Source organism: Pontibacter pamirensis (assembly GCF_010015475.1).
Classification (GTDB): Bacteria; Bacteroidota; Bacteroidia; order Cytophagales; family Hymenobacteraceae; genus Pontibacter; species Pontibacter pamirensis.
On sequence record NZ_SSNI01000005.1, the window covers coordinates 131,483 to 156,543 of the forward strand.

The following is a 25,061-nucleotide window of genomic DNA, read 5'->3' on the forward strand; positions in this document are numbered from 1 at the left end:
AACACCTTACTTAGTTCACTGAGGCAATTGGATCGGGTGTGTTGTCTTTGTCTCCGGTGATAGTACCCTGTGCATAAACAGTGCCTCTTAGCAGGAGCACGCCCGCCACATGAGGAGCAGCCATGGAAGTGCCGAAGGCACCGCCGCCAATCCCTCCACCTTTTGTAGTGACAGTCACATTCACACCAGGGGCCGCGAAATCAACAGCGGCACCGTAGTTCGAACGGTCCCACAGACGTCTGTAGCTGTCCATGGCAGAAACTGTATAGACCCCTGGCGCATCTACACGGGCAGGAGAGCTTTCATAACAATCTACGGCACTGTTACCTGCTGCTATGGCAAACAAGATGCCTTTGGCTGCCGCTGTTTTCACCGCATTATCAAGTGTTGTAGACATGCCGCTTCCCAGGCTTAAGTTTACCACATCACCCGGCTTCCCATTGTTGCCCACATGGTTTACGGCGTTAATTGCCCGCGACAGTGTGCCTGCACCTGCATCATCAAAAACACGAAGTGCCACAATAGTAGCGTTGGCTGCTACCCCGATTATTCCGGACCCATTGTTTCTAGCCGCGATGATACCGGCAACAGAGGTGCCGTGGCCATAACCGTCCTCCACCGATGGATTCTTATAGATAAGGGACAAGCTTCTGTTCAGGTCCACGTTCAGGTCCGGGTGGTCCGTATCGATGCCTGAGTCAATCACCCAAACAGTTTTACCGGTGCCGTCGCCGTAGCCAACGAGTTCAATATTCCAGGGAACCTCCTCACCAACTAAAGGCGTGATAGTAGTATAGGCTGGCGCTGCCGGAGCTGATTCTTTTGGAGTCGTTGGTGCAGCAGGAGTTGGTTCTGATGGTGCAGGCACGGTAGGCTCTGGTTCTACCGGAGCAGGCTCGGCTGGCGTAGGAGTTGGCTCCTCGGGTGCAGTAGGCCTGTTCTTGCCATTGCCACTATTTTTTGGGTTGCCAAACTTCGTGAAGATAGCTTTAGAAGCTTTGCTAAGGAGTACATAACGGTCCTGTTCCACATAAGCTATTTCCGGGCGTTTGCGGATTGCTGCCAGTTGATCTTCGGTAAGGCGGGCTGCAAAACCTTTTATTACCCCCTCATACACCTGGCTTACATCGGCCGGTTCAATTCCGGAGGCATCATATAGCTTCTGACGTATCTTAAGTGCTGAGGTACGCACAGCAGAAAGCTCTCCTGCCTTGCTTTTAGAAGCAACAGTATCATTGTTTTTAAAAACGATGATATATTGGCCTTCAATAGGCTGACCTTGGGTGAGGTTGTCAGTAGCGACAGGTGAGGCGAACTGGTTTACCATGAGTTCCTCTTTCTGGCAACCAGTAGTAATGCCCAGAATAGCTGCCAGAGCAAAACAGGACAGAGATTTTCTAAGGGTGCATGTTAACAACATAGCATTTAGTAGTATAAGGGGTGTGTTTTCAGGGTGTGTGCTAAACTCGAAATAGCTATTCTTGACAAGGCAGGCCATCACGTTTTAGAAGTTTTTCTCCTGCTTTTGCGAAGAATTTGATTTTCATTTTTCAAAAACCTATAGACATACCACTCCCGTTATAGAAGTGAAGTTTCTTTGAATAGAAGAAAAACACCGCTAACAATAGGATTTAAGCGTGATATATTAGGAAAAGTTTATTTTGTATACTTATTGCATATCTCAAATAGTAGCGTTCTTTAATATTGTAAATGTAGTTGATTTACAAGCTTAAAACCAAGTAATTAGCTAGTGAGGTTACAATATAAAATAGCACTTTTAAAACTATTTTCATGAGGTATGGAGATTGAGTTGATTTGAAATCGGCAAAGGGAAGTGCAAATATAGAATTTTTAGCAAAAACTGCTAAAATGATTAGTATTTATGAGATGCGTTTAGTATTTTTACGGACGTGTGGTGAAGTAGCCACAAAGTTTATGAACTAAAGCTTAGGCTATTATGCAACTGGTAACTTCAAACATCAGGCATTTGCGCAAAGGCGCTGGATATACCCAGGCGCAGTTGGCAGAGAAATTAGATATAAAGCGCTCGTTGGTGGGTGCTTACGAGGAGGGAAGAGCGGAACCAAAACTGAGCACATTGGTCAATGTTGCTCAGCTTTTCGATGTTTCACTTGACGAACTGATAAGAGCAGACTTGACGAAAGAAGGAACCAGAGCAGGAACTGCTGATGGTGTAGGCAAAACTTCTGGCGGCAACATGCGTGTATTGGCCATAACAGTAAACAACGAAGAAAAGGAAAATATAGAGTTGGTGCCTTACAAAGCCAGTGCAGGTTACCTGAATGGGTATGCTGATGCTGAGTTTATAGAAGATCTGCCTCGCTTCCGTTTACCGATGCTCGGCAACACAGGCACCTTCCGGGCTTTTGAAATAAGCGGTGATTCTATGCTTCCTATTGCCTCAGGCACTGTTATTGTCGGGCGCTATGTAGAAGACTGGAACCAAATAAAAGATGGTACGCCATGTATTATTGTGAGTCAGAAAGAAGGAGTTGTCTTCAAAAGGGTATTTAATAAAATTAAAGACACGGCTGTGCTTCACCTGCACTCCGATAATCCTGTATACTCACCTTACGAGGTGCATGTAGAGGATGTGGTAGAGATATGGGAAGCGAAGTCCTATATCAGTTCTACCTTCCCTATAGCAGATCTCTCATTGGATAAGCTTTCGTCTATCGTGCTGGACCTTCAGAAAGAAGTGCAAAAGCTTAAGAAAGTAGACTAAAGCCTCTGAAAATAATTAAACAAGCTCTTTCGCCTGATACTGTATTTATGTGCAGTATCAGGCTTTTTTTATGCCTGTTACTGCTCTAATAGCCTATTTGCTAACAAGAAATAACAATATGCGTAAAGCCATAGCAGAGTCTAAAGCCAAAAGCACTTATTTTTAATTACAACGTATTACTCAGATACAAAACTATGATCACACTGATAACCGCCGACAAGCGCCACAATGCAGAAGTAGGAGACTGGTTAAAGTCACACTACCATCTCTCATTTGCCGATTATTACGATCCAGGCAATGTCGAATTTGGGCCTCTGCGCGTGTTTAATGAAGATGTTATACAGCCCCATTCCGGGTTTCCTTCACACCCGCATGCTGAAATGGAAATAGTGCATATTGTGCTGGACGGCGAGCTGACGCATAAAGATGACCTGGGGCATGAAGTAACTGTGAAAGCAGGGAACGTGCAACGCATAACGGCCGGTAAAGGTATCAACGTGACGGAGACAAATGAAACAGACAACCCGCTTCATGTTTTCCAATTGTGGTTCCTGCCAAATAAGCGTGGCTTGGCTCCTTCTTATGAGAACATGACCCTTGATTTTCTAGATACCAAAAACACGCTTAAGCCTTTGGTAACAGGTCAGAAAGTGTTAGAGAACGTAACTTACATGAATTCTAATTCAACTGTATACTACGGTAATCTGGGGCAGGGTGAGAACTATGACTTCAAAACTTTCAAAATACGAAAAACACTCGTTTATGTTATAGAAGGAAGTTTGCTCATCAACAATATGGAGGTAGGTAAGTATGACCAGGTGCGGTTGGAGTTTTTAGATGTGGTAAGCTTGCACGGTACAGGGGATGCCACCTTTCTACTGATTGATGTGCCCGCTGCCGAGGCTAATTATTAATAGTAACCTTATCTGTAAAAGCGACACCGGTATAGCTGACATCTTTTTCAGTTATGTACCTGATTTAGTAAAACAACTTTATTCCATAGCAGCCTGTGCAAACATGCTGCTATTTTTTTTATGATGTACAAAGACTTGCCATCCATCAAAGCCCTGCTTGATGATCGGGTTGAGAAGTATAACCAGCCTGCTTTTATTCCAAACGATCCTGTGTCCATTCCGCACCGCTTCTCTAAGAAACAGGACATCGAAATCAGCGGTTTTTTCGCGGCCATACTGGCCTGGGGGCAGCGCAAAACCATTATCAACAACTGCGTGAAGCTAATGGACTTTATGGACAATGCCCCGCATGATTTTATTTTGCACCACCAGGAGCAGGACCTGCAGCGTTTGCTAGGCTTCAAGCACCGTACCTTTAACGATACAGACCTGCTGTACCTGGTCTATTTCTTTCAGCAGTACTACCAGCAGCATGATACCCTGGAGACAGCCTTTACAGGTGAACAGAATGGATATGGAACCCAGAAAGAGAGGCTGGAGCATTTTCATAACCTGGTGTTCAATCTAGAGGATGCGCCACAGCGAACGAAAAAGCATATCGCTACACCAGCCCGTAAGTCTGCCTGCAAGCGCCTGAACATGTACCTGCGATGGATGGTGCGGAGAGACAATGCTGGCGTGGACTTTGGCTTGTGGGACACCATGAAAATGAGTGAACTGATCTGTCCCTGTGATGTGCATGTGGAGCGGGTGGCCCGCCGCCTCGGCCTTATCACGCGCAAAGGCATGGACTGGGAAACTGCCGCTGAGTTAACTGAACATCTGAAGGCCTTTGATCCGACTGATCCGGTAAAATATGATTATGCGCTCTTTGGGCTTGGGATAGAGGAGAAGTTTTAATTTGCCGCAAAGAGTCCCGGCGAGACGAACTGTTGACAGTATGAAGGGCAGTTAGCTTCCGTAATTTCAGAGTAGCGGCCTGTTGGTAGTCGCCAAACAGGCCGCTACTCTGGAGCTAAAAGAGTATTAGAGTCTTTTACTATTGACATGCCATCCCGCTTGGACTTAAGAAAGAACAAATATAGATTTGGGTAAAGGCGAAACTAAAACTATCGCAAAGAAGCATCGTCGTTTACTTCTATCCAATGGCCGTCCGGATCCTGGAAATAAACCTGCTTAACACCATCCACGCGAACCGTTGGTGCTTTGGCTGTACCAGGCCAGTTCGTATACTCAACCTTATGTTTGTTCAGGTTAGAGATGAAGTCTTCAATAGAGAGTACGCTAAAGCACATGTGGTCATTTTTGTTCCGCTTAATATGTTGCTCTGCCCCCTGAATCAGGTGTAACTGCCCAGCAGGTCCAAGCGTGAACCAAGTATGCAAGCCATCCTTGAATGGCTCCGGAATCTGCTTTAGCTGTAATACATTTTCATAGAAAGCAGTGCTCTTCTCCAGGTCGTGCACATACATGGCAATGTGGTTCAGCGCTACAGTAGGAACTCCACCCGTATCCTTGGATTGGGCTTTTAATGTATGCAACGAAAGGCTAAATATGGCTAGCAGTAATAGGCGAAAGGCGTTTTTCATAAAAGCTTTGGATTTCTACAGCATTCAAGATACGGATAATTTATGGGAATTTGAATACAGCTCTAAACAAAGGAGCATATACTATAACAGCAGTTTTTGTGCTGCAGGTACATGAATCGCTACTCTATAAATTTATATCATAATATGAAAAATAAATTTTATTTTAGGATTGTAAATGGCAGGAGATATGGCGTGATGTAGTTTCTGGTTAAAACGATTTTTAATCTATGAATATCTTTTTCAGATGAAGCACAGTATTTTCGAACCTGAGGTAAAGCCGCTGCTTTTTAAACGGGTAGATAAACTTAAAGCTGATACCAAGGGAAAGTGGGGCAAACTAAACGCAACACAAATGATCCGGCATCTTTCAGAGGCGAATCGCATGGCTTTTTCAGAAATACCAATGCCTGACAGGAGCAATCTGTTAACCCGCACCCTTATTAAATGGATGTTCCTGAACAACATCAAACCTCCGGGACGTGAGAAAGGGAAAATACATACTTTTCCGGAGGTGGATGTAGTTGGCTCAGGTATAGCTGTGGAGGATATTGAATCTGAAAAGAAAAGGTATAAGGCCACCGTAGACCGGCTGATCAACACTCCTGTGCTAAGTGAATCTCATACCGCCTTTGGAAAGATGAGCAGAGAGGACTGGGGCCATCTAGCTTACGCGCATGCTGATTATCACCTGACTCAGTTTGGTGTGTGAGTGCGACAAACGAAAAAATCCAACTCCTCGAAGAACAACTGCGAGGCTCCGGTGATACGGTTTCAAGAGTTGACCTGTTGAACCGCCTTGCCTATGAGCTAAGGCATATTGATACTTCTTTGTCTTTGCATAGAAGCAAAGAGGCTATTGTACTCGCAGAAGAAGCCTCTTATAAGAAAGGTTTGGCTGAAGCCTACCTGAACCAGGGTTTTGTTGAAATGGTGCTGGCTAACTATAGTGTGGCGTTACAGATAATCAGCAAAGCTTCTAGTATTTTTGATGATTTAAAGGACAAACAGGGGCTGGGGCGTTCGCTGTACAACTTAGGAACTATATTCAGAAGTATCGGCGATTATAACCAGGCACTGGAGTCGTTCCAGCAAAGCCTTAGATTGCGGCAGTCAGTAGGTGATAAGGAAGGCGAAGCGAGGTGTTTCATGCAACTGGGCTATATCAGTATTCAGTTTGGGAATTATAATGAAGCCACTACTTACTATTACAGGAGCTTAGTTATCAGTAGGCAACTGAATGACCTGGAGGGAATTGCTGCTGTTTTAGGAGGCATTGCCATTATAGAACATAAACTGCAGCAGTACGAGCAGGCAGAAGCTCATTTTCTTGAAAGCCTGGCCATACGGAAAGAGATAGGAGAAGTACACGGTTGGCTTGTGTCGATGAATTATCTCGGCGATTTGTATTTCGCAATGAACAGGTTCAGCGAGGCAGAAATAATCTTGTCAGAGGCATTAGTACAGGCAAAGCAGCATTCTAATCCCTTTCCGGCTAACTACTGCCGTTTATGCACCAGCATGGCAAAGGTTTATATGGCTAGCGAAAGGTTTGCAGAGGCAATTGATTACCTGGAGCAATCTCTCTCCACCGCTAAAGATGCAAATCTGAAGTATCTGATTCATGACATTTATTTTGCCTTATCAGAAGTCTACAAGCGAACAGGAGACTATGTGCAAGCGCTAAGCTGTTATGAGCAGTTCCACCGCTACAAGGAAGAAGTTATCAACCTGTCAGCGAGTGCCAAACTCAAAAACCTGGAGCTTTCCAGCCAGATAGAAGCTGAAAAGAAAGCGGCAGAAATACACCGGCTACGCCATATAGAGCTGAAGAAAACCTACGATCGGCTACGGGAAACACAGCAGCAGTTAATTCAATCTGAAAAAATGGCTTCGCTGGGGGAATTGACTGCCGGTGTGGCGCATGAGATACAGAACCCATTGAACTTCGTGAATAACTTTTCGGAGGTAAGTATAGAGTTAATAGAAGAGCTCAGGGAAGAGAGGCGAAAAGAAGTCCGGGATGCTGGTCTCGAAGCTGAAATTATAATGATTCTGGAGCAGAACCTAGCTAAGATCCACTATCATGGAAAAAGAGCTGATAGCATTGTAAAAGACATGCTGGAACATTCAAGGGCTTCAGGAGGCGAAAAGCAACTGGTTGATTTGAATGCTTTGGCGGATGAATACCTGCGTTTGTCGTACCACGGGTTCCGGGCCAAAGACAAGAACTTTGCAGCTAAACTCATTACACAGTTCGACACGCATTTAGGTAATGTGAAAGTGGTGCCCCAGGACATAGGGCGTGTGCTGCTCAACCTCTACAACAATGCTTTTTACGCTACTCAAAAAAAGCTCAGAAAAGTTGATAACGATTATCAGCCGGAACTGAAAGTGAGTACGCATCACCAGGAGGACAAATTCGAAATTAAAATAAGGGATAATGGTATAGGTATTCCCAATAAAATAAAGCATAAAATATTTCAGCCCTTTTTTACCACCAAGCCAACAGGGCAGGGCACCGGCCTGGGCCTCTCCATCAGTTACGACATCATCACCAAAGGCCATGGAGGAGAATTGACTGTAGCGTCTGAGGAAGGGGAGTTTACTGAATTCACGCTGCTGCTACCCTTGATGTAATACATCTCGTATAGTGTCCTACATGCCATTTACTTTTTCTCATCCTGCTATTGTTCTTCCTTTTAAGGCCATAAAGCCAGCGTGGTTCTCCACTACTGGGCTAGTGGTGGGTAGTATAGCGCCAGACTTGGTGTATTTTCTAAAAATGGGAGGCAGCGCTGACTTTGGCCATACACTAGCCGGCGTCATCATACTTGATCTTCCTCTTTCTTTTTTGCTTGCCATCGCTTTTCATCTTTGGGTTAGGAATATCCTAATTCTGCACCTTCCGGCTCCTCTGGATAAGAAGCACAGTGATTATTTAAATTTTGATTTTCTGCTGTATTTAAAAAAGCATTGGCTTCTGTTTTTTTTGTCTGTTGCTATAGGAGTTTTCTCACACTTGTTCTGGGATGACTTTTCAAAGCCAGATGGGTTTGTTTACTATTTTGCGCCCGCTTTCTTCTCACAAAAAATTCATGTAGGCCCCCTGGATATGCAGCTTTACACCCTGATTGAAAGAACTGGATCTGCCGTGGGGTTGGCTTTTCTTGTTTGGGTTGTATGCAGGAAAAGACTGGCTTCTTCAACGATCAACCCGCATTCGTTTAAGCGCAAGTTCGTTTACTGGCTATGTATTTTCATGGTTATGGCTATTGCTGCGGCTGTAAAACTGCTCTTTGACAAAGAAGGTGATTCTGTTAGTTATTATGTGGTTGTGCTAACAAGTGCAGGCGTACTCTCTTTTGTCTTTGTCACTGTACTTGCTCTTTTGCTCGACAAGAAAGTAAAGCAAACTGAATAAGCCTCAGAGGTGTAAGCAGTGTAGCGGTGGGTGAGCAGCTCGTTACCAGCCACTCTTTTTCATCAAATGCTGGAATTCTGCTTTAGCATCTTTTATAATTTCTTCCTTGTCCAGGTGTGTGAGCTCGTAGTTTCTCTTTAATATTCTTCCGTCTATCAGCACGGTGTGCACATTGGCTGGTTGTGCGGCTTCCACTACAATGGAAGAGGGATCTGTCACATATCCCAAGTTTAGGGCGTTGGTAGATAGCATAACCAAGTCGGCACGTTTACCCGGGGTGAGTGAACCGGTGCGGTTGGCGATTCCTAAAGAGCGAGCGCCTTCGATGGTTCCTTTTTCCAGTGCTCTCTTCGCGGTCAGGTAAAACTCACTTCTGTCCAGGGCGTTCGCCAGGTTAAGGAAAACCTTCATAACAGCGAAAAGATCGGCGTTGCCTGATAGGGTAGTTGTGTCTGCAGACAAACCAATTGTGGCGCCTGCATCTAATAGCTCTTTTATAGGTGGAATGCCATACCCGATGCGCAATTCTGAGAACGGAGAAAGGCTCACGACAGCACCGGCCTGCACAATACTTTTAATTTCAGCCGGTGTAGCGTCTTTGCAATGAATGATCTGCATCCCTTCCGCTAACAAGCCTGCTTTTGCCAGCCCGCTGATAACGCCTGCGGAACTGGCATGAACGGAAACGGGAATACCCAACTGCCGGGCAATGTTTACTTCTTTTGTCCCTGTTTCGAGCCTGTCAGTAATGCCTTCCCAAGCCAGGCCCAGGTGCAGCAAATCGTTTGCGTAAGCAGGCCATCTGCTATGCAGCTTCTCAAGTAGTTGCAGGTCTACTGGTTTCGCATCTTGTCCTGCAGGCATACCGAGAGAGTACCGCCCTCTTATGCCTGCCTCTCTGAGCGCGCGCAGGCTCGCTTCGGCAAACTCCCTATTTCGCACATTGTGGCTCCAGTCATGCACCGTCGTAATACCAGAGTTTATAGCTTCTGCAAGGGCGAGTTTAGTGGCAACATACATACTTTCTGCTGTATAATGCTGCCCTACGTCTCTGGTAACGGCAAAATACCCACGTCCTTTTACATTGCCTGCCATGCTGCGTAGCAGCGACGTCCACATATGCCAGTGCGTTTCTACCAAACCTGGCATGACAATTTTGCCTTCACCATCCAACACCTCTGCACCGGTTGAACTAAGATTCTGGCCAACCTGCTTTATTTCACCGTCGCGTATAAGTACATCCGCAGATTTAAATTCACCCTGAGCAGGGTCCATCGTAAGCACATAGGCGTTTTTAATCAGGTAATGGCCCTGCGCCGGGAGGTTTCTGCTTGCTTGTGGAGTTGATGGCTTGGCAGCCTGAGCGAAGGCACCTGTATAACCTGCAAAACCTGCAGCACCAAGAGCCAGTGAACTACCCAGAAACTTACGGCGGCTTATGCTACTTATGCTGTACTTTTTCGGATTAGAATGTTTATCAGATTGTGGGCTCACGGTTATGCTTTTGATGAAGAATTATAGTTTACCTGCTGCTTCAGACCTTTAGTCTCTTTACTGCAGACAATGGCTTGTTATGTTTTACTTCCGGAATAGCTTTACGTTGATTTCTCTAAGTGTGCCTTGTAACTCAAGCGAAGTTTATTCTATAGGTTAAACGCTGCCATTTTATTCTCTATGGTGGCTCGGTCGGGATATGCTGGTTGTGAACCATACGTTTCTGTAGCCAGGGACGAGGCTGTTACGGCAAACCGTAAGGCACTTATGGCATCCTGCTTCTCCCAAATTGCAAAAGCAAGTGCCCCGGCAAAAGCATCGCCTGCACCTGTGGTGTCGGTTACCTGTACATCCGGCGCCGGAACGAAATGCTGCTCATTGTCTGAAAGCATCACATAACCGTCTTTCCCCAATTTTATGATTACGTTGCGTGCACCTTTCTCCTGTATAGCCTCACATGCATGGAACCCATCATCCTTGTTTTTGATTTCAAAACCAACTATACTTTCAGCCTCCGACTTATTTGGTGTCAGAAAGTCGGCTAATTCAAAATATTCGGCCTTGAGGGCATGGGTGGGCGAAGGATCCAGGACTACCTGAATGTTCTTTTTTTTAGCTGTTTGCATTGCTTTGCCTGCCACAGCAGCGGGTATTTCCAGATCTATGGCAAGCACAGAACCCTTAGGAGCCTCTGAAATAACCTGCTCTACCAGGTCGGGCCCTTCCTGCTCCCAGTTTTGGTTTGCGTTTGCGGAGAGGATAATGGTTTTCTTGCCGTCAGCGCGTACAACTACCATGGAAAGGCCTGTGCGCTGGCCCTGCAATTGTTTTACATGCTCCAGGTTTACGCCCGTCTCCTTCAGTGGTTGAAGTGCTTCTTTGGCTTCCTGGTCATCTCCTGTTCTTGCCAGCAAGAGCGAGGGAGCTCCTAATTGGCGAACCAGGTAAGCTCGGTTGGCGGCTTTTCCGCCTCCCAGCGTCATATAATCCTCGGCTAAAAGCGTTTCTCCTGGTTCAGGCCAGCGCTCTGTTCTTACTTGTATGTCCTTGTTTATACTTCCTAATGATATGATGAGAGCTTGTTTCATGCACTACTGATTTTATTTGATTCCTTTTCAAGATAAATCTTTATACTCCTGATACGGAAACATGGCTTTATCTGGTGAGCCAAGCAGAATTGATGGATGACAAAGCATGCGTTCATTCATCTAGCTGGGAAGAGGGAGTTCCTTGGCGGTAATTTGTGACACCGGAGAGGAGAAGCAGCCTATAGGAGGAACTATCTCCCTAAGGTGGTGCCGAAGAGGTCTATAAAGCTTTATATCAATACTGGTGCAGGAACAACTGCTTCCACAAAATACATGTCGATTTCGCCTTTGTTTTTTGCGTCAATTTTACCGCGATAAGAACAAATAAACGCATCTTTCACGAGCTCGTACGTTGCTCCCGAAATGTTCACTTTCCCTTCCTGGCAGCTGGACTCCATACGGGCTGCTGTGTTCACGGTGTCACCCCAGATGTCATATGCGAATTTTTGTGTGCCTACTATGCCGGCTACCACAGGCCCGGTATGTATGCCGATTCTAATTTCAAACTTATGTTTTTTTGGCCGGTTCTCCGGATTTAGGCCTTCTACAAAGGCTAAGATCTCCAGCCCGGCCTTCACCACATCGGCTGGTGTGTTTGCATTTGGGTCCGGTATGCCTCCCGCACACATATAAGCATCTCCAATCGTTTTTATCTTCTCTATATTATATTTCGCTATAATGCGGTCGAAGGCACAAAAGTAGAAGTCAATGACAGCTACTAATTCTTCCGGCGACAGGTCTTCACTGATCTTAGTGAAGTCTTTGAAGTCGGTGAATAAGACGGTCACCGTTTCATAGCTCCGGGCGATGGTGCGGCCATTGGCTTTCAGTTCCTCGGCGGTTGCAGCAGGTAGAATGTTAAGCAGCAGGTCATCGGACTTTTTCTTTTCAGCCTCTAACTGCGCCGTCCGCTCATGCACCAGTTTTTCCAGGCTTCTTTTAGATTCTATCAGGTTCTGGTGCTTTACTTTGATGATACCCCAGACGATTAGACCCCAGAGTATTATATAGAGACTGTAGGCCCACCAGGTCCGGTAAAAAGGAGGCAGGGAAGAAAACTCGAACGTTGAAACCGGGCTAACAGCACCGTATACATTCTTCGACTTCACTTTAAACACATAATCCCCTTCATCCAGTCCGGTGAATTCCTTTTTCGTTTCTGAAGTCCAGTGCGACCACTTTTCGTCTTCGCCCTCCAGCATATAGCTGTATACATTTTGGCCGGGAGCATCAAAAGAAGTAGCTGCATATTCAAAGCTGATAGATCGGATGGCATGAGGCAAATTAAATTTATACCTGGGCGACTGTTTGACTGTAACAGCACCACTATCAGCAAAGGCACCGAAGAAGACCGTTGAGTCACCTGCCAGCTTTATTTTCCTGAGAACGGTGTGCTGCCGCATTTTATAGTCTTTGGGAACATCCGGATTATACCGGAAGATGCCTTCGGTAGTGCCCAGCCATACTACACCTTCTGCATCCGTGTAAATCGTCCAGACATCCACACGGGGCATCCGGCTTAAAGGTATCGTATCCCACACGTAAGCTTTGTCCTGGAGTTTGCGGAGTCGTCCGGTGCGGAACTCTGAAGTTAGCCATATATGCCCTTTTATGTCTTCGGTCAGGTTTATAGCCTCGCGCGAACCGTTTGCGAAATGTGCGCCGTAAGTAGCATCCGGGGTTAGCTGGAAACGCTCTCCTTGTTTCTCAAAGCTGTAGATGCCTTTGCTGGTACAGAAGTGTATATTCCCGTTTATGGTACATGCCTGGAACCTGCGCAGGTCTTTTGCCAAGTTAGTTGCAGGTTTCAGGTTTCGTACAGGAGGTTGTAAGCCATATTCTTCGGAATCCTCAATAGCGGATATGTTATTGTCACAGGAAGCCCAAAGCACATTTTCTTTGTCCGCTGCCAGCCAGATAACATCGTGGTTCACGCCCTCAACTTTCCCTTCCCATTTCCACTTCCCTCTGTTATAAGTGAGAACAGACAGTCCATTAGAGGACCCTATGTAAAATTTGTCTTTGTTGCGGTTTGATTGATAAACAGTTTTGAAAATAATGTCATCTGTTGGAGGAGGAGATACCCTTTTCAGATCATTACCATTCAAGATATAAACGCCCGACGTACTTACTACCAAAAGGGAATTGCCCAGATCAAGCATTTTCCATACCTCGTTCTGTAGCTGTGGCAGCTTACGAAAAGCTGGTTGCACATCCTTTTCATCTAAGACAAATAAACCAGAAGACGTACCTGCATATAGTAGTTCTTTTTTCTTTAGTACTTCCAGCACTATCCCATCCAGTCCAGCAGTTTCGTTCAGGTAGGTGACCGGCGATGGATAGGCGATGCGGCTAATGCCTTTGTTTAAAGTAGCCCAAAGCCCACCTTCCTTATCTGTATAAAGACTTAAAACAGTATTGTCACTTAAGCCGTTTTGCTTGTCTATTATCTTTCTTACCTGCCCTTCATGGTCTACAATCACTATGCCTTTAGATATAGTTGCCAGCGCAATAGTACCATCCAATAAGGTAAGTCCGTGCATGAAATATTCCTGATCCAAGACTCCGGCAGGTTTGGTCTCCAGTTTATTCAGTTTCTGATCGTTGAGAACGTACAAGCCTTCATCAAAAGTGGCTACAAAGAAGTTTTGCTTTGCAGTTGTAGTATCATGGTAGGGCAGGAGGGCAATCACGTTTAATTCTTTTAAACTCTCACCACCTGGTAGGGCGCTCAACCGATCATCTTGCAGCACACATAATCCCTTTTCCTTGTCTATGATGTAGAGTTGGTTCTGGCTGGCGAATATTCGTGTGAAGCCCGCTCTGCTGTGCCACACCTTAAAGTGCTTGCCAGACCAGCGGAATATGTTGTTTTTGGTATTGAAATACACACCCTGTCCAATGGCTGCTATGTTGGTCACACGTATCTCCGGGTATTTTCCTTTCAGGTAAGGCAGTAAAGAAACAAAATGCATCTTACCGATCGTGTCAGGAGCCAGATAGCCCAGATCGCTGTTGCTGCCTATAAATATTCTTCCTTCGCTGTTTTTAGCAAACTGAAACCGGCCCTGATACGCTGTTCCGTGCACTAACTGCCAGGTAACGCCGTCATACTCTAATACTCCACTCGTGTTACTGACATACATTATGCCTCTGTCGTCCTGTATAATTCCCCAGTTCTGGGGGCTTGAAACATACCCATCGCTTTGATATGCCGAGGGCGGGAATGTTTGTATAAATGGATCCCCCACCTGCGCCATTAATCTGAAACTACCTATCAGAAATAACACGGTAATTAAGAGATATTTAAACATGGTAATATGTTTTGATGTAATAAAACTAATTATATATACGATGTGTATCAATTTAGATAAAAATTAGTATTTTTATTTGAGTGGGGTACTCTTCAAAGCTGATAACCAAATAGTAAACCTTTTAAATGTTTGCATTATGCCTCAAGGAACAGTCATTGCCGTAAAGCCAACTAGTTTTGCTTTCACTTCTGAGATAAGGAGTGCTGGTTCAACAGAAACAGCCAATTACTCTACGCGTAGCGCAGAGGAGTTTCATTCGGCAGCAAAGCTGCTTTATATAAAGGTTTATGAAGATAGATTTAGAAGCAGAGCACTTAGGAAAGCCAAGTCAGTGGTCTGGTATGAAGACACAAGAGGTGAGTTTAGCGTTGGAGATTATGTTGAATTTGACATCAACAAAAAAAAAACAAAGCCTATTGATGCTGCGGAAAACGTAAGAAAGATTAAAAGCGGTGGCACACTTTTGCACGGAAGCCTGCTTTCTACGGTAGCACTGTTTGCTTCTTCATTACTGATCTTTGCAGTTATTTTTGATAAGAGAAGGTAACAGCAGGAGCCATTTGACTATAGGTGTATTTTGAAATGATAGAGGGAGGCTGTCCTACAACCGGTACTTCACCACTGAAGCAGGCGTAGGCTGCCTGATTGTCTGCATGGTTTTGGCGTTCAGCAGTTCTATCTTTCCTGCTTTACGTAACTGCTCAAATGCCGCGACATAATTTTCTCTGGTGTAGTTGGTGCCGCAGCTATCAAGCTCATATATCTTCTCAATGGACTTATACTTATAAAAGCCCGCTTGGTTTACCAGACAATCCACCAGGTTCGGAATAGTGTAGGTCGGACGCTGCTCGAAGAGGGAAAACTGCGCCCGGACAAAATCATTGGCAATAAAAACAGGTACATCATCCTCCTGAAAGGTGCAATAAGGCAGGATAGCCTCCTTAAAGCTCCTGTACGCTTGGCCGTCAGGGGAGGAGAAAAGCAGATACTGGTAAGGCTGTTCCACCCCGGGTTGATTCACCTTGAACAGCAGTGTGAAGTACTCTTTCTCCTGGAGCACACCGATCAGGTGGTCCAGAATAAACTCCTGGCGTTTATACTTATCTTTCTCCTTTCTGCAATAGTTGCTTATTACCTGAAGCCTATCTCCAAATAACTTTACCAGATGCTGGCTGGCCTTTCGTCCAGCCACGGCCTTAGTTATACTCTCCGGATCAAGCAGCATAAACAAATCGGAGTGCCATTTATGGATAGCTTGTACTAGCGTTTGCTGTTGATAACCACTAATAAAAGGATTGATAAAAGCCAAAGACGGACAGCCTGCCTCTAAAAGCTCTTCCATCTTTGCCTTATTTTCTGAACTGCTCAGCGGGACAGGCGGGTGAATCAATTCCCCGTAAAATGAAAGCGCTTTCATGCCTTCGCTTACACGCTCCAGCATAATTTTGCTCTTGTCATAAAAGAAAGTTCTCACTAATTCATTCAGCAGAGGGCTTTTTATAATACTTTTTAAAAGATACTCTTTGGATGTAGCAGGCAATTCAGCACTTCCTTCCTTGTCTTGTAGGTTCCCGGCTTGCAGGTCAATATATAGCATTGCTTCCCTCGCCTCAGCATTTACTATAGCCAACTGGATGTTGCACCACGTGTTGAAGTATAAAACAAGAACCTCTTGTTTTATCTCCATAAAGCTGCGCCTCACTTGAAAGAAATCTTTGGGTTCTGTTGCAGACATAGGTAAAAATGCGTGGCTAAAAAACCACAGATTGCTTATGAGGTTATAGGTAGATACATGAGATGAGAGAAGCACAAGAAAACTACCATACTAAGTATGCTTCATTCAGAAATGCCGCTGTTATACATTCTCACCAACAGCTTTTTGGCCACAAGAAACAGCAAAGGCAGGTTAATATAAGGGCATTGATGAACTGAAGTTTTGTAAACTAAAATAACCATGTACATTATTAAACAGTCGCTAATTTACTTAGTTTGTGATTGTGTAAAGCTAATGTAGTTAGCTTTATTTTTGCACACAATTATCCACGAACTTTGTACCTTAACGTAATGCCTGAGAGTCAGTTTATTGTATAGAATTATCTAAGTCTTTTATTAACAGGCAACAGTTTTGTAAGATGATAGAGCTACTGCTTTAACCTTAGAAAACAAGTGTTATGCAGCTATCAACTTATACAAGAGTGGCAGGTGTCGAAGGCTGATATTCCTGTTCTAAAAATCATTTCGTCGGGGCGGGCCTGCTGCATAAATGCGCTCGCTGTGTCTGTGGCTAACTGCTGGAGCCGCTGCTTTACAGCCATACAGACTTCTCCTTTGACTTAATTGTGATGCCTTTCTTGACAAACCAGTTGCTTAATTTCTGGTGCTTTTGAGGGCGATACAGATATGTCACGGATTTAGTCAGCTTGCTTAATATCATTAGCGGGAATGACATTTGTCATGTTTTTCGTTTTCCGTTTTTCGGAAGTTTGCAATGTTAACCGAGTTAGATAATATGCAAAGCCAGTTCAAAGTACTTACGTTATCTTACAAGTATGCACCTATCGCTGTGCGCGAGGCAGTTTCATTAAATGAAATAGGCTGTAGAAATCTGCTCGATAAAGTAAGGGAGTTTACAGGAGCAAATGACGTGCTGGTACTTTCAACCTGCAACCGCACAGAGATATACTACTCCTCAGACGTTGATTACTCCCGTGAAATCATTAAGCTGCTGGCTATCGAGAAGGGGTTTATTGCCACCAAGACTGTGCAACCCTACTTCAAACACATTACCTGCCATAAAGAAGCAGTGCAGCATCTGTTTTATGTGGCGCTGGGGCTGGAGTCGCAGGTAGTGGGCGATATGCAGATTATGAACCAGGTGAAGTATGCCTACCAATGGGCAACGGATGCCGGTACGGCAGGTCCATTTCTGCACCGCCTTATGCACACCATCTTTTACTCCAGTAAAAGAGTAGCGAACGAAACCTGCTTCCGCAATGGGGCGGCGTCTGTTTCGTATGCAACAGTAGAACTGGTGGAGGACCTCACAAAGGCAATGGAGAACCCGCGGGTGCTTATGATAGGAATGGGGGAGATTGGCGCAGACGTTTGTGATAATTTCCAGAAGTCGGCTATCAACAACGTTGTGGTGGTAAACCGCACACACTATAAAGCGCTGGACCTGGTTCAGAAATGCAACGTAAAAGCTGCTTATTGGGAAAATGTGTGGGATGAGATAAAATTGGCAGATGTGATTTTTTCTTCTGTACCTGGTGATTGCTTCTATATAAGTAAGCATGATTTTGACAAGCATGCACAAGAGGCCCCAAAGTTTTTCATAGACCTTTCGATGCCGCGCAGCATCAGCAGCGATTTGCAAAGCCTGCCTGGTACCCGCGTGTACAACATCGATAATATCCGCAACCGTACCACAAAAGCACTGGAAAAGCGCCTGACAGCCATTCCGCAGGTGCAGCAGATTGTAGCTGAGGCTGTCTCGGAATTTGAGACTTGGATGCAGGAAATAGGTATGTCACCGGCCATTCAGAATTTCAAGAATCGTTTGGAGGAGATTCGACAGCAGGAGCTGAACCGTTACCTCAAAAAGCTGAGTGCGGAAGAGAAAGAGCTGGTGGAGGCCTTAACCAAAAACATACTCAACAAGATAGTAAAGCTGCCCGCGCTTGAACTGAAGGCAGCCTGCCAGCGTGGCGAGTCAGATGCCTTGTTACAAAGTTTTAGTGCGCTTTTCAATCTCGAAAAAGAGGTAGTGAAAGATTAGGCATCAGCATATTAGAGAAATACGAGTAGTAAAAAATATACCTTACTTAATCTGAAAACTGCTTAATAAAAAGAAGAGCCAGACCATTTAGTCTGGCTCTTCTTTTTATTTGTTTAGTGAGGCAAAGTAATCAGCTATAATTTTTTCCTTGTCGAAGTTCTGCCATACAACTATCTGGCGCTGATTGCCCGGCTGCTCCACCCATTTATTTTCCTGTTCCTGTAGAACAGGGCTCGGAATGGTAATGGCCTCAGCCCAATCCGGATTCTTTACAATGGCAACAGCCGCCATATCAAACAAGGCACGGGAGGGAGGGTTCCCGTGTAGTGTAATGTTGTTAAAGAGGTTTACAGAGTAGTCACCGAATGTATAGAATTCGCCTCCGTGTCGGCCGGTTACCGGCTCTGATGTTCTGGGGCCTTTACCTGCTGCTTTACTTTCAACTTCTTCCGAGGTAACTCTAACCGCATCTGTGCCGCTAGGCTTGCCATACCGGACAGTTACCATCTCAAATGGCACATCCGTGCTTAAGACATAGTTCATAGAAGGGATGTCATTGTCCTGATTGTACTCTCCCGGCTCGGGGTAATTGGAGCCTAACCACACTATCCTCAGTTTATTTGCAATAGATGGATCTTTCTTCAAAGCCAGGGCAACATTGGTCAATTTACCAACCGCAATCACTGTTAAGGTTTCCTGTGCCTGCTTTGCGTTTTCAATAATAAAATTAACTCCTTCAGCACCATCAAAACTGTTGTTGGCAGTATGCTCCTTAATTGCTGTGAAGGAACCATTGGCTCCTTTTAGTAACGGAATTTCATCTTCCATCTTCAGGAGTTTTAGAACGCGTTCAGCTTCTGCGTACTGCTCCTCTATGTCTCCTCCGTTTTTAGTGGCATTTACTGTGATGCCTTTTACGTCGAACGTGTCGTTATTCAGCAGTAAATACGCCAACGCATGTTGGTCGTCCAGTTCATTATTCGCGTCTGTGTCGAAAATTACCGGTATTTTTGTGTCTGCTTGGACACTACTTTCTGCCCTGTTGGTGCAGCCGTAAATCAGCAGGACATATGCTGACGCGAGGACTAATCTTGAAAGCTTTTTCATGGTGCTTATTTGTTAGATAAAAAAGGTTTGCTCTTCGGAAGGTAGCATATTAGAGCATTGTAGGTTTAACGCACTGCTATTTTCAGCACCACTTTACGTACTGTTTCCTCCGTAATCATGGCGGCATGGGCATCATCCGGGTAAAATATGGTGAAGTAGCCGGCAGGCACGTCAAACCAATTGCCAGTTTTGTCGGGGAAAAAGGCTGCGTCGCGTTCTTCAATATACGGAATATCAGGCTGCTCACAAAACGCCAGGCTTTTCCAGCCCATGTGGTCTGTGCCGGAGATCACGTACTGTAAATCAATGTACTTGCGGTGCACTTCCAGCTTTGCTTCTTTCTCGGTTGTGCCTGTGCCTTCAGAGATGATAGCAAATAAGTTGCGGCCCTCAATGGCCTGCTGCCCCTGGGAAAGTGCCAGTAAATCTGTCTCCTGTAAAAAGCGGAAAGCCTGCTCAAAAAGCGGGTGCAGGGTATAATAGCGGTTTGCGTTTTGTAGTGAGTCTAAAACCATTTGGAAAAGTTAGAAAGTTAAAGAGTTTGGGAGTTTAGGAGTTAGAGATTTTAAATATACCTGTAGTAGTAAAAAGACATGTGTCTTGACACGTGTTACCTGATACGAAATACGCGAAAGCAAATCGAACAAAACAGCCCTGCTTAGTTGTTATAGATATTGCTAATTTTGCATAAATTAAGAGATAAGAATTGATCTACCCAGAGAATTTTGAAATAAAAATAGGATTTGCACAGGTGCGCGAGATGCTGTTAGAGCTCTGCCTTAGCCCACTGGGCCGCCATTTTGTAAACCGCATGACTTTCCTGAACCGGCACGACCTGGTGCAGCGACTGCTAGAACAAACACATGAGTTTAAACAACTGCTGGAGTCTGACGCCGAGATTCCGCTGCAGCACTATTTCGACGTAACGGCCAGCTTAGACCGCGCTGCTATACAGGGTACTTACCTGGATGTACAGGATTTCTTTGAAATAAAGATGTCGCTGCGTACCATCCGCGATTCTTTGCGCTTTATATCTTCCGCTGAGGAAGGCAAGTATGAGTCGCTGAAAGCCTTGGGTGCCAGCGTAACCGTAGAGCGAAGCCTGATTGCGGCACTGGACAAAGTGGTAGACGATGCCGGAGCAGTGCGTGACGATGCCACACCTGAATTGCAGCGCCTGAAGCGCGACCTGATTGCACAGCAGGCGGTGCTCCGTAAGTCTATTTCCTCCATCATTAAACACGCCAAAAGCGAAGGTTGGACACCCGCTGATGTGGAGCCAACTATCCGGGGAGGCCGCCTGGTTATCCCGGTGCTGGCGGAGCATAAGCGCCGTGTAAAAGGTTTGATACACGATGAGTCGAACACGGGGCAAACGGTTTATATTGAGCCGGAAGCTATTTTCGGGCTCAACAATGATATCAAAGACCTGACGAACGCGTACCACCGGGAGCTGATACGTATCCTGGTGGGGCTGACGAATACGCTGCGCAGCCATATACCGGAGCTGCGGAAGGCCTACCAGTACCTGGGCCTGCTGGACTTTATCCGGGCAAAAGCGGCTTTTTCGCGACGTGTGGAAGCCACTATGCCGAAGCTGCACAAGTACCCGCACATTAAGTGGAACGAGGCCATACACCCGCTGCTGTACATGGCGCACAAGCAGCTGGGCAGGCCAACTGTTCCCATGAGCCTGGAGCTGACGCAGGAGCAACGCATCCTGTTGATTTCCGGACCCAACGCGGGTGGTAAATCGGTGAGTCTGAAAACGGTAGGACTGATACAGTACATGCTGCAGTGCGGTATGCTGATACCCACGGCTGATAACTCAGAGGCAGGTATCTTCCATGATATTTTTATTGATATCGGGGATGAGCAGTCAATTGAAAATGACCTGAGTACCTATAGCTCGCACCTCACCAACATGAAGAAGTTTGTGACGGTGGCGGATAAAAAGAGCCTGGTGCTGATAGATGAGTTTGGTACTGGTACAGAGCCTATATTGGGCGGTGCCATCGCAGAGGCGGTGCTGCAGAACCTGAACGACAGCAAAGTGTATGGGGTGATTACGACACACTATACCAACCTGAAGAATTTCGCAGAACGAAACCCCGGTGTCATCAACGGTGCCATGCGTTACGATCATAAGAACCTGCAGCCACTCTACCAGCTTGAAATTGGTAAGCCAGGTTCCTCGTTTGCCATTGAAATTGCCCGTAAAATAGGCTTGCCTAAGCACATCGTAGACAAGGCCAGCAGCCTGGTTGGTAAAGATAAAATCCGTTATGACCGCCTGCTGGAGGAACTGGAGACAGAAAAGCAGGAACTGGAAAAGAAGCTGCGCGAAGCGACCAAACTGGAGGAGAAGCTGAAGCGGAACGTGAAGGAGTACCAGGACCTGAAGAACTACCTCGAAGACAGCAAGCAGGACGTTATGCGAGAGGCCAAAGGCAAAGCAAAACTCTTGCTGAAGGATGCAAACCAGAAAATCGAGTCCACGATTCAGCAGATCAAGCAGAGCCAGGCAGAGAAAGAGCAGACGAAGCAGGCCCGGCAGCAACTGGAAAGCTTTGCCACTGAAGTGCGCAAGGAGGAGCCGCGCCCCGCACACAAACGCGTGAGCAATGGCGCTATAAAAGAAGGTGACTATGTGGCGCTGGTAGGGCAGGACTCATCCGGGCAGGTGGTGAGTATAAAGGGGAAAACAGCTGAAGTACTTTTTGGAGGGCTGAAGACCATCGTGAAAGTAGACAACCTGGAGAAGTTAGACCGGCAGGTAGCCACGAAGCCGAAGAAAGAAAAAGCAGGAACAGCAGAAGGTTATACCCGCGGCATAAACATTACCCAGCGCATGGCCGACTTTGCCTCGACCATTGATATCAGGGGAGAGTATGCCGAAGATGCTTTAACTAAGCTGATGAACTTTACAGATGAAGCCATTATGCTGGGTATCCCGGAGATTAAAATTATCCATGGCCGGGGCAACGGCGTATTGCGGCAGGTAGTGCGCGATTACCTGTACTCGGTGCAGGAAGTGGCAAGTGTAGGTAACGAAGTCTCCGAACGCGGTGGCGACGGTGCCACCCTGGCGGTGCTGAAGTAATATGTACACAAACAACAGTAAAGGCTCCTGGTGAGGGAGCCTTTACTGTTGTTTGTTTTAATTCACATGCCCCCCCTTTCATAAAGCTCACGCATTTCTTCTCCTTCTGCACGAAGTGAGACTGTTTCCAGTCTTTGGGTTGAGCGCCTTGTAAATTTCCGGTGCCACGTTAGTGGCAGCCGTAAGGCAGGAAATATACACAGCGCGATGCCCGAAGACGAGGCCTCTCGGCCTAGAGAGCACAGACTAAAGCTATAGAACATTGGGTGAGATTCCGCTGGATGAACTGAATCTACGGCAGCTTAGGCAGACTATTATATTACCCAACACAGCTCGCGAGAAACAATCAAAGTGTCTACTGAAAACTGATCCACGTTTTTCCGTCTTTAGCACTAACCAGGTCATATGTATTGGGGCCGGTTCTGATAACATAATATCCCTCAGGTATTGTTAACTGTTCACGTGTGGCATTTACCATAGGGGCCGCCTGCTCAGGTGTAGTGCCAAATTCTCCACCATAGGTAAAGACGATTCTGCCATCGTCCGTAAACCGGGAACGTAAGGCTGGTCCGAAGAATTTTCCATCTGTAGTCCAGAAAATCAACCCATCATAGGGAGGGGAGGCTTGTATATATAAAGTAATGAGTTCTAAATTTGCGATAGAGCCTACATTGAAGGTATCCACTACGCCTTCTACTGTAAATCCATTTACTGTTCGCCAGTATGCGCCGTTTGGAGGATTATTGTAAAAGGTTCTGGCTACCTGAGGATCTACGTAGGCAGGTGAACTAGTCTCTTGTATACTGGCTTCAGTTCCATTCACTGTCAGATTTATCCTGTTTCGGAATGCACTATACTGCATTTCGTTCAGACTGGTGATTACTAAACCCCCAACGTTTAAAGGCTGCAGCAGCCTAAGGCCCTCCGGCGTAAAATAATAGCTTGTTGTAAATGTTCGCACGCCACTTCCTTCATCATAGGTGAACGTAATGGTGCGGAGGTCGGTATTGACAACGATATCAATAGATTGGTTTCCTACTTCTAGCTGCTTAAAATAAGAGGTAAAGTTGTTGATGTTCTCGAACGTCTGGGCATTTTCATTTACCCTGCTGATGTAATTTGAAGCCTCATCTGCCGTCGCTCTGACTAATATCAGTCTGCTGTCATTGTAGTTACCGGTTAGTATAATGGAGTCAGGTGAGACGCTGTCAAACGAAAATTCATAATCTGAAACCCGGCCTTCGCCCCACTCGCCCCCGCTCTTAGTGGCATCCGGATCAGCCAGAATGTGGAGGTACGTATAAGTATCAAAAAGTAAAGAAGGGAGCTGTGCTGCCTTTAAACGATACGTGCTCTCCAGGGGAGCTGCTGTGCCGGCGTTTATATCGCTGCGTGTAATAACCCGGTCATTTTCTGAAAAATCGAACAGAAAGCTATATCCAGCTCCTCCCTCGGGGAACAGAGTAGCCTTCCAGCCATATTCCGCATTTACCAACTGGGACTTATACTCGCTTAGTACCTGGTTCAGTCGCTCGTCCGGTCTTTCACCGGGAGCCACCTCATTGTCATCTTTGTCGCAGGCCGATAGCATGGAGACTATCAGGAGGCCTAGTAGCCATATCTTTCTCATACTGATTTTTAATGTACGGTGCCTGGGGGCGAAATTACAGGGCATCAATAGCTGTTTGAGATCTTGCCTGCAGACTATAAAAATCGATGTTCCAGGCTTCTTTAAAATAGCGAACCACTAGCTGTTCCTTCTGCCTGAAGGCAGTTTGTGCTGATTCCGGGGCACTGTTTACAATAGCGTCAAAGCCTTCTTTGCCTTCTATCAGCATGATAGATATCATTTCTACAAAATCTTCGTCAGGGCTGCTTCTGGCATACTGTGTAATATAGCCCCGTGACCGGGCATCAACCAGTGAAAAGTCGTTCCAGCTGGCGGTATAGCCTGTTGTAATCCGCTTGTACTCTTCGGGGTACATGACCGTCTGGTGCAAAATATGCGCGAACTCGTGATGAATGGTATGCAGCATTTGCTTTACTTCAGACTCCAGCTTTGGGTCAAAGTCATTTACCACGAACAGCACTATTTTACGTCCGCCTTCTGCTGTTCCGAGGGTGATCGTGCCGTTTGTATTATATTCGGCGCTGCCAACCAATACAAACTGCTTCGGTGCCAGGCTCTTGATAAATGTTGCACCGGCTTCCTGTTCATAAGGCTCAATCCACGTCTTCTTTATCGTTTCCATCACCGGGATTACCTTGTCTTCCCTGGCGGGTACTAATACTCTGTTCAAGGCAACTTCATACCTGTCGAAGCGATACTTTACCTCGATGTTATATGGCGTAACAAAATTTTGATAAAGCCAAGTATCTAATGGTCCCTGTACCCAGGTTTCGCCTCCAAGATTGGGAAGCGGTGTGTCAGGATCGTCGTCTTCAGAGCAAGATGAAATAAAACTTACTGAGAAGAGCAGCAGGAATAATCTGATGTATTTCATGTT

19 protein-coding genes are annotated in these 25,061 nt (G+C 45.8%); 9 read left to right on the forward strand and 10 right to left on the reverse strand.

The genetic code is table 11. The features are described 5' to 3' along the window. Positions 1 to 10: 10 nt before the first annotated feature. Positions 11 to 1,420 (reverse strand): S8 family serine peptidase, encoded by a 1,410-nt coding sequence (locus E1919_RS06780; RefSeq protein WP_162052596.1) that lies wholly within the window; start codon positions 1,418 to 1,420, stop codon positions 11 to 13. 537 nt (positions 1,421 to 1,957) lie between these two features. On the opposite strand from E1919_RS06780, the gene E1919_RS06785 reads away from it, so the two are divergent. The 3 genes from E1919_RS06785 to E1919_RS06795 all read left to right on the forward strand — a co-directional run bounded on the left by E1919_RS06785 (position 1,958) and on the right by E1919_RS06795 (position 4,560). Continuing rightward, complete coding sequence (locus E1919_RS06785; protein ID WP_162052597.1) at positions 1,958 to 2,746, forward strand: XRE family transcriptional regulator; 789 nt, start codon at positions 1,958 to 1,960, stop codon at positions 2,744 to 2,746. Between the two features lie 194 nt (positions 2,747 to 2,940). Continuing rightward, positions 2,941 to 3,660: a pirin family protein gene (locus tag E1919_RS06790; RefSeq protein WP_162052598.1), complete on the forward strand. Its 720-nt coding sequence runs from the start codon at positions 2,941 to 2,943 to the stop codon at positions 3,658 to 3,660. Positions 3,661 to 3,783: 123 nt separating this feature from the next. Further along, on the forward strand, positions 3,784 to 4,560 hold the full coding sequence (locus tag E1919_RS06795) for a TIGR02757 family protein (protein WP_162052662.1): 777 nt from the start codon (positions 3,784 to 3,786) through the stop codon (positions 4,558 to 4,560). Positions 4,561 to 4,769: 209 nt separating this feature from the next. Here E1919_RS06795 and E1919_RS06800 read toward each other — a convergent pair whose 3' ends face one another. Then, positions 4,770 to 5,249 (reverse strand): VOC family protein, encoded by a 480-nt coding sequence (locus E1919_RS06800; protein ID WP_162052599.1) that lies wholly within the window; start codon positions 5,247 to 5,249, stop codon positions 4,770 to 4,772. A gap of 244 nt (positions 5,250 to 5,493) precedes the next feature. Between E1919_RS06800 and E1919_RS06805 the strand changes: the two genes are divergently transcribed. The 3 genes from E1919_RS06805 to E1919_RS06815 are packed head-to-tail and all read left to right on the forward strand — an operon-like array spanning position 5,494 to position 8,670. After that, on the forward strand, positions 5,494 to 5,958 hold the full coding sequence (locus E1919_RS06805; protein ID WP_162052600.1) for a DUF1569 domain-containing protein: 465 nt from the start codon (positions 5,494 to 5,496) through the stop codon (positions 5,956 to 5,958). Then, entirely contained in the window at positions 5,955 to 7,886 is a 1,932-nt protein-coding gene (locus E1919_RS06810; RefSeq protein ID WP_162052601.1) for a tetratricopeptide repeat-containing sensor histidine kinase, read from the forward strand. Before E1919_RS06805 ends, E1919_RS06810 begins: the two co-directional genes overlap by 4 nt. A gap of 22 nt (positions 7,887 to 7,908) precedes the next feature. Then, the gene (locus E1919_RS06815; RefSeq protein ID WP_162052602.1) at positions 7,909 to 8,670 is read left to right on the forward strand and encodes a DUF4184 family protein; all 762 of its coding nucleotides are present in this window, start codon (positions 7,909 to 7,911) and stop codon (positions 8,668 to 8,670) included. Positions 8,671 to 8,712: 42 nt separating this feature from the next. On the opposite strand, the gene E1919_RS06820 is transcribed toward E1919_RS06815, so the two are convergent. The 3 genes from E1919_RS06820 to E1919_RS27310 form a co-directional block, all read right to left on the reverse strand. Further along, positions 8,713 to 10,164 (reverse strand): amidohydrolase family protein, encoded by a 1,452-nt coding sequence (locus tag E1919_RS06820; RefSeq protein ID WP_162052603.1) that lies wholly within the window; start codon positions 10,162 to 10,164, stop codon positions 8,713 to 8,715. 149 nt (positions 10,165 to 10,313) lie between these two features. Then, positions 10,314 to 11,252 (reverse strand): ribokinase, encoded by a 939-nt coding sequence (locus E1919_RS06825; RefSeq protein ID WP_162052604.1) that lies wholly within the window; start codon positions 11,250 to 11,252, stop codon positions 10,314 to 10,316. Positions 11,253 to 11,482: 230 nt separating this feature from the next. Continuing rightward, on the reverse strand, positions 11,483 to 14,566 hold the full coding sequence (locus tag E1919_RS27310) for an adenylate/guanylate cyclase domain-containing protein (RefSeq protein ID WP_202915865.1): 3,084 nt from the start codon (positions 14,564 to 14,566) through the stop codon (positions 11,483 to 11,485). Between the two features lie 136 nt (positions 14,567 to 14,702). Here E1919_RS27310 and E1919_RS06835 point away from each other — a divergent pair, with 136 nt between their 5' ends. Then, positions 14,703 to 15,113 carry a hypothetical protein gene (locus tag E1919_RS06835; protein ID WP_162052605.1) on the forward strand — a complete coding sequence of 137 codons (411 nt, stop codon included), beginning with the start codon at positions 14,703 to 14,705 and terminating at the stop codon, positions 15,111 to 15,113. Positions 15,114 to 15,167: 54 nt separating this feature from the next. Here the strand turns inward: E1919_RS06835 and E1919_RS06840 are convergent, their stop codons facing one another. After that, positions 15,168 to 16,301 carry a hypothetical protein gene (locus E1919_RS06840; protein ID WP_162052606.1) on the reverse strand — a complete coding sequence of 378 codons (1,134 nt, stop codon included), beginning with the start codon at positions 16,299 to 16,301 and terminating at the stop codon, positions 15,168 to 15,170. 774 nt (positions 16,302 to 17,075) lie between these two features. On the opposite strand from E1919_RS06840, the gene hemA reads away from it, so the two are divergent. Further along, positions 17,076 to 18,344, forward strand: coding sequence for a glutamyl-tRNA reductase (gene hemA / locus E1919_RS06845; protein WP_162052607.1), 1,269 nt, complete (start codon positions 17,076 to 17,078; stop codon positions 18,342 to 18,344). Between the two features lie 105 nt (positions 18,345 to 18,449). Here hemA and E1919_RS06850 read toward each other — a convergent pair whose 3' ends face one another. After that, a complete protein-coding gene (locus E1919_RS06850) occupies positions 18,450 to 19,451 on the reverse strand; it encodes a nucleoside hydrolase (protein ID WP_162052608.1) in 1,002 nt (333 codons plus the stop codon). Between the two features lie 65 nt (positions 19,452 to 19,516). Then, the gene (locus E1919_RS06855) at positions 19,517 to 19,966 is read right to left on the reverse strand and encodes a NanQ anomerase/TabA/YiaL family protein (protein ID WP_162052609.1); all 450 of its coding nucleotides are present in this window, start codon (positions 19,964 to 19,966) and stop codon (positions 19,517 to 19,519) included. Positions 19,967 to 20,157: 191 nt separating this feature from the next. Here E1919_RS06855 and E1919_RS06860 point away from each other — a divergent pair, with 191 nt between their 5' ends. Then, positions 20,158 to 22,554 (forward strand): endonuclease MutS2, encoded by a 2,397-nt coding sequence (locus tag E1919_RS06860; protein WP_162052610.1) that lies wholly within the window; start codon positions 20,158 to 20,160, stop codon positions 22,552 to 22,554. A 355-nt stretch (positions 22,555 to 22,909) separates the two neighbouring features. Here E1919_RS06860 and E1919_RS06865 read toward each other — a convergent pair whose 3' ends face one another. Both E1919_RS06865 and E1919_RS06870 read right to left on the reverse strand, forming a co-directional pair. Next, the gene (locus tag E1919_RS06865; protein ID WP_162052611.1) at positions 22,910 to 24,184 is read right to left on the reverse strand and encodes a DUF4302 domain-containing protein; all 1,275 of its coding nucleotides are present in this window, start codon (positions 24,182 to 24,184) and stop codon (positions 22,910 to 22,912) included. A gap of 34 nt (positions 24,185 to 24,218) precedes the next feature. Beyond that, positions 24,219 to 25,058, reverse strand: coding sequence for a zinc-binding metallopeptidase (locus E1919_RS06870; protein WP_237144068.1), 840 nt, complete (start codon positions 25,056 to 25,058; stop codon positions 24,219 to 24,221). Between the last annotated feature and the right edge of the window lie 3 nt (positions 25,059 to 25,061).

Excerpts from the sequence above, each read along its gene's own strand:
- E1919_RS06815 (WP_162052602.1), top strand. The coding sequence starts at position 7,909 with ATGCCATTTACTTTTTCTCATCCTGCTATTGTTCTTCCTTTTAAGGCC.
- E1919_RS06800 (WP_162052599.1), bottom strand. The coding sequence starts at position 5,249 with ATGAAAAACGCCTTTCGCCTATTACTGCTAGCCATATTTAGCCTTTCG.
- E1919_RS06825 (WP_162052604.1), bottom strand. The coding sequence starts at position 11,252 with ATGAAACAAGCTCTCATCATATCATTAGGAAGTATAAACAAGGACATA.
- E1919_RS06785 (WP_162052597.1), top strand. The coding sequence starts at position 1,958 with ATGCAACTGGTAACTTCAAACATCAGGCATTTGCGCAAAGGCGCTGGA.
- E1919_RS06855 (WP_162052609.1), bottom strand. The coding sequence starts at position 19,966 with ATGGTTTTAGACTCACTACAAAACGCAAACCGCTATTATACCCTGCAC.
- E1919_RS06835 (WP_162052605.1), top strand. The coding sequence starts at position 14,703 with ATGCCTCAAGGAACAGTCATTGCCGTAAAGCCAACTAGTTTTGCTTTC.
- E1919_RS06795 (WP_162052662.1), top strand. The coding sequence starts at position 3,784 with ATGTACAAAGACTTGCCATCCATCAAAGCCCTGCTTGATGATCGGGTT.
- E1919_RS06840 (WP_162052606.1), bottom strand. The coding sequence starts at position 16,301 with ATGTCTGCAACAGAACCCAAAGATTTCTTTCAAGTGAGGCGCAGCTTT.
- E1919_RS06865 (WP_162052611.1), bottom strand. The coding sequence starts at position 24,184 with ATGAGAAAGATATGGCTACTAGGCCTCCTGATAGTCTCCATGCTATCG.
- E1919_RS06850 (WP_162052608.1), bottom strand. The coding sequence starts at position 19,451 with ATGAAAAAGCTTTCAAGATTAGTCCTCGCGTCAGCATATGTCCTGCTG.
- E1919_RS27310 (WP_202915865.1), bottom strand. The coding sequence starts at position 14,566 with ATGTTTAAATATCTCTTAATTACCGTGTTATTTCTGATAGGTAGTTTC.
- E1919_RS06780 (WP_162052596.1), bottom strand. The coding sequence starts at position 1,420 with ATGTTGTTAACATGCACCCTTAGAAAATCTCTGTCCTGTTTTGCTCTG.
- E1919_RS06805 (WP_162052600.1), top strand. The coding sequence starts at position 5,494 with ATGAAGCACAGTATTTTCGAACCTGAGGTAAAGCCGCTGCTTTTTAAA.
- E1919_RS06870 (WP_237144068.1), bottom strand. The coding sequence starts at position 25,058 with ATGAAATACATCAGATTATTCCTGCTGCTCTTCTCAGTAAGTTTTATT.
- E1919_RS06790 (WP_162052598.1), top strand. The coding sequence starts at position 2,941 with ATGATCACACTGATAACCGCCGACAAGCGCCACAATGCAGAAGTAGGA.
- hemA (WP_162052607.1), top strand. The coding sequence starts at position 17,076 with ATGCAAAGCCAGTTCAAAGTACTTACGTTATCTTACAAGTATGCACCT.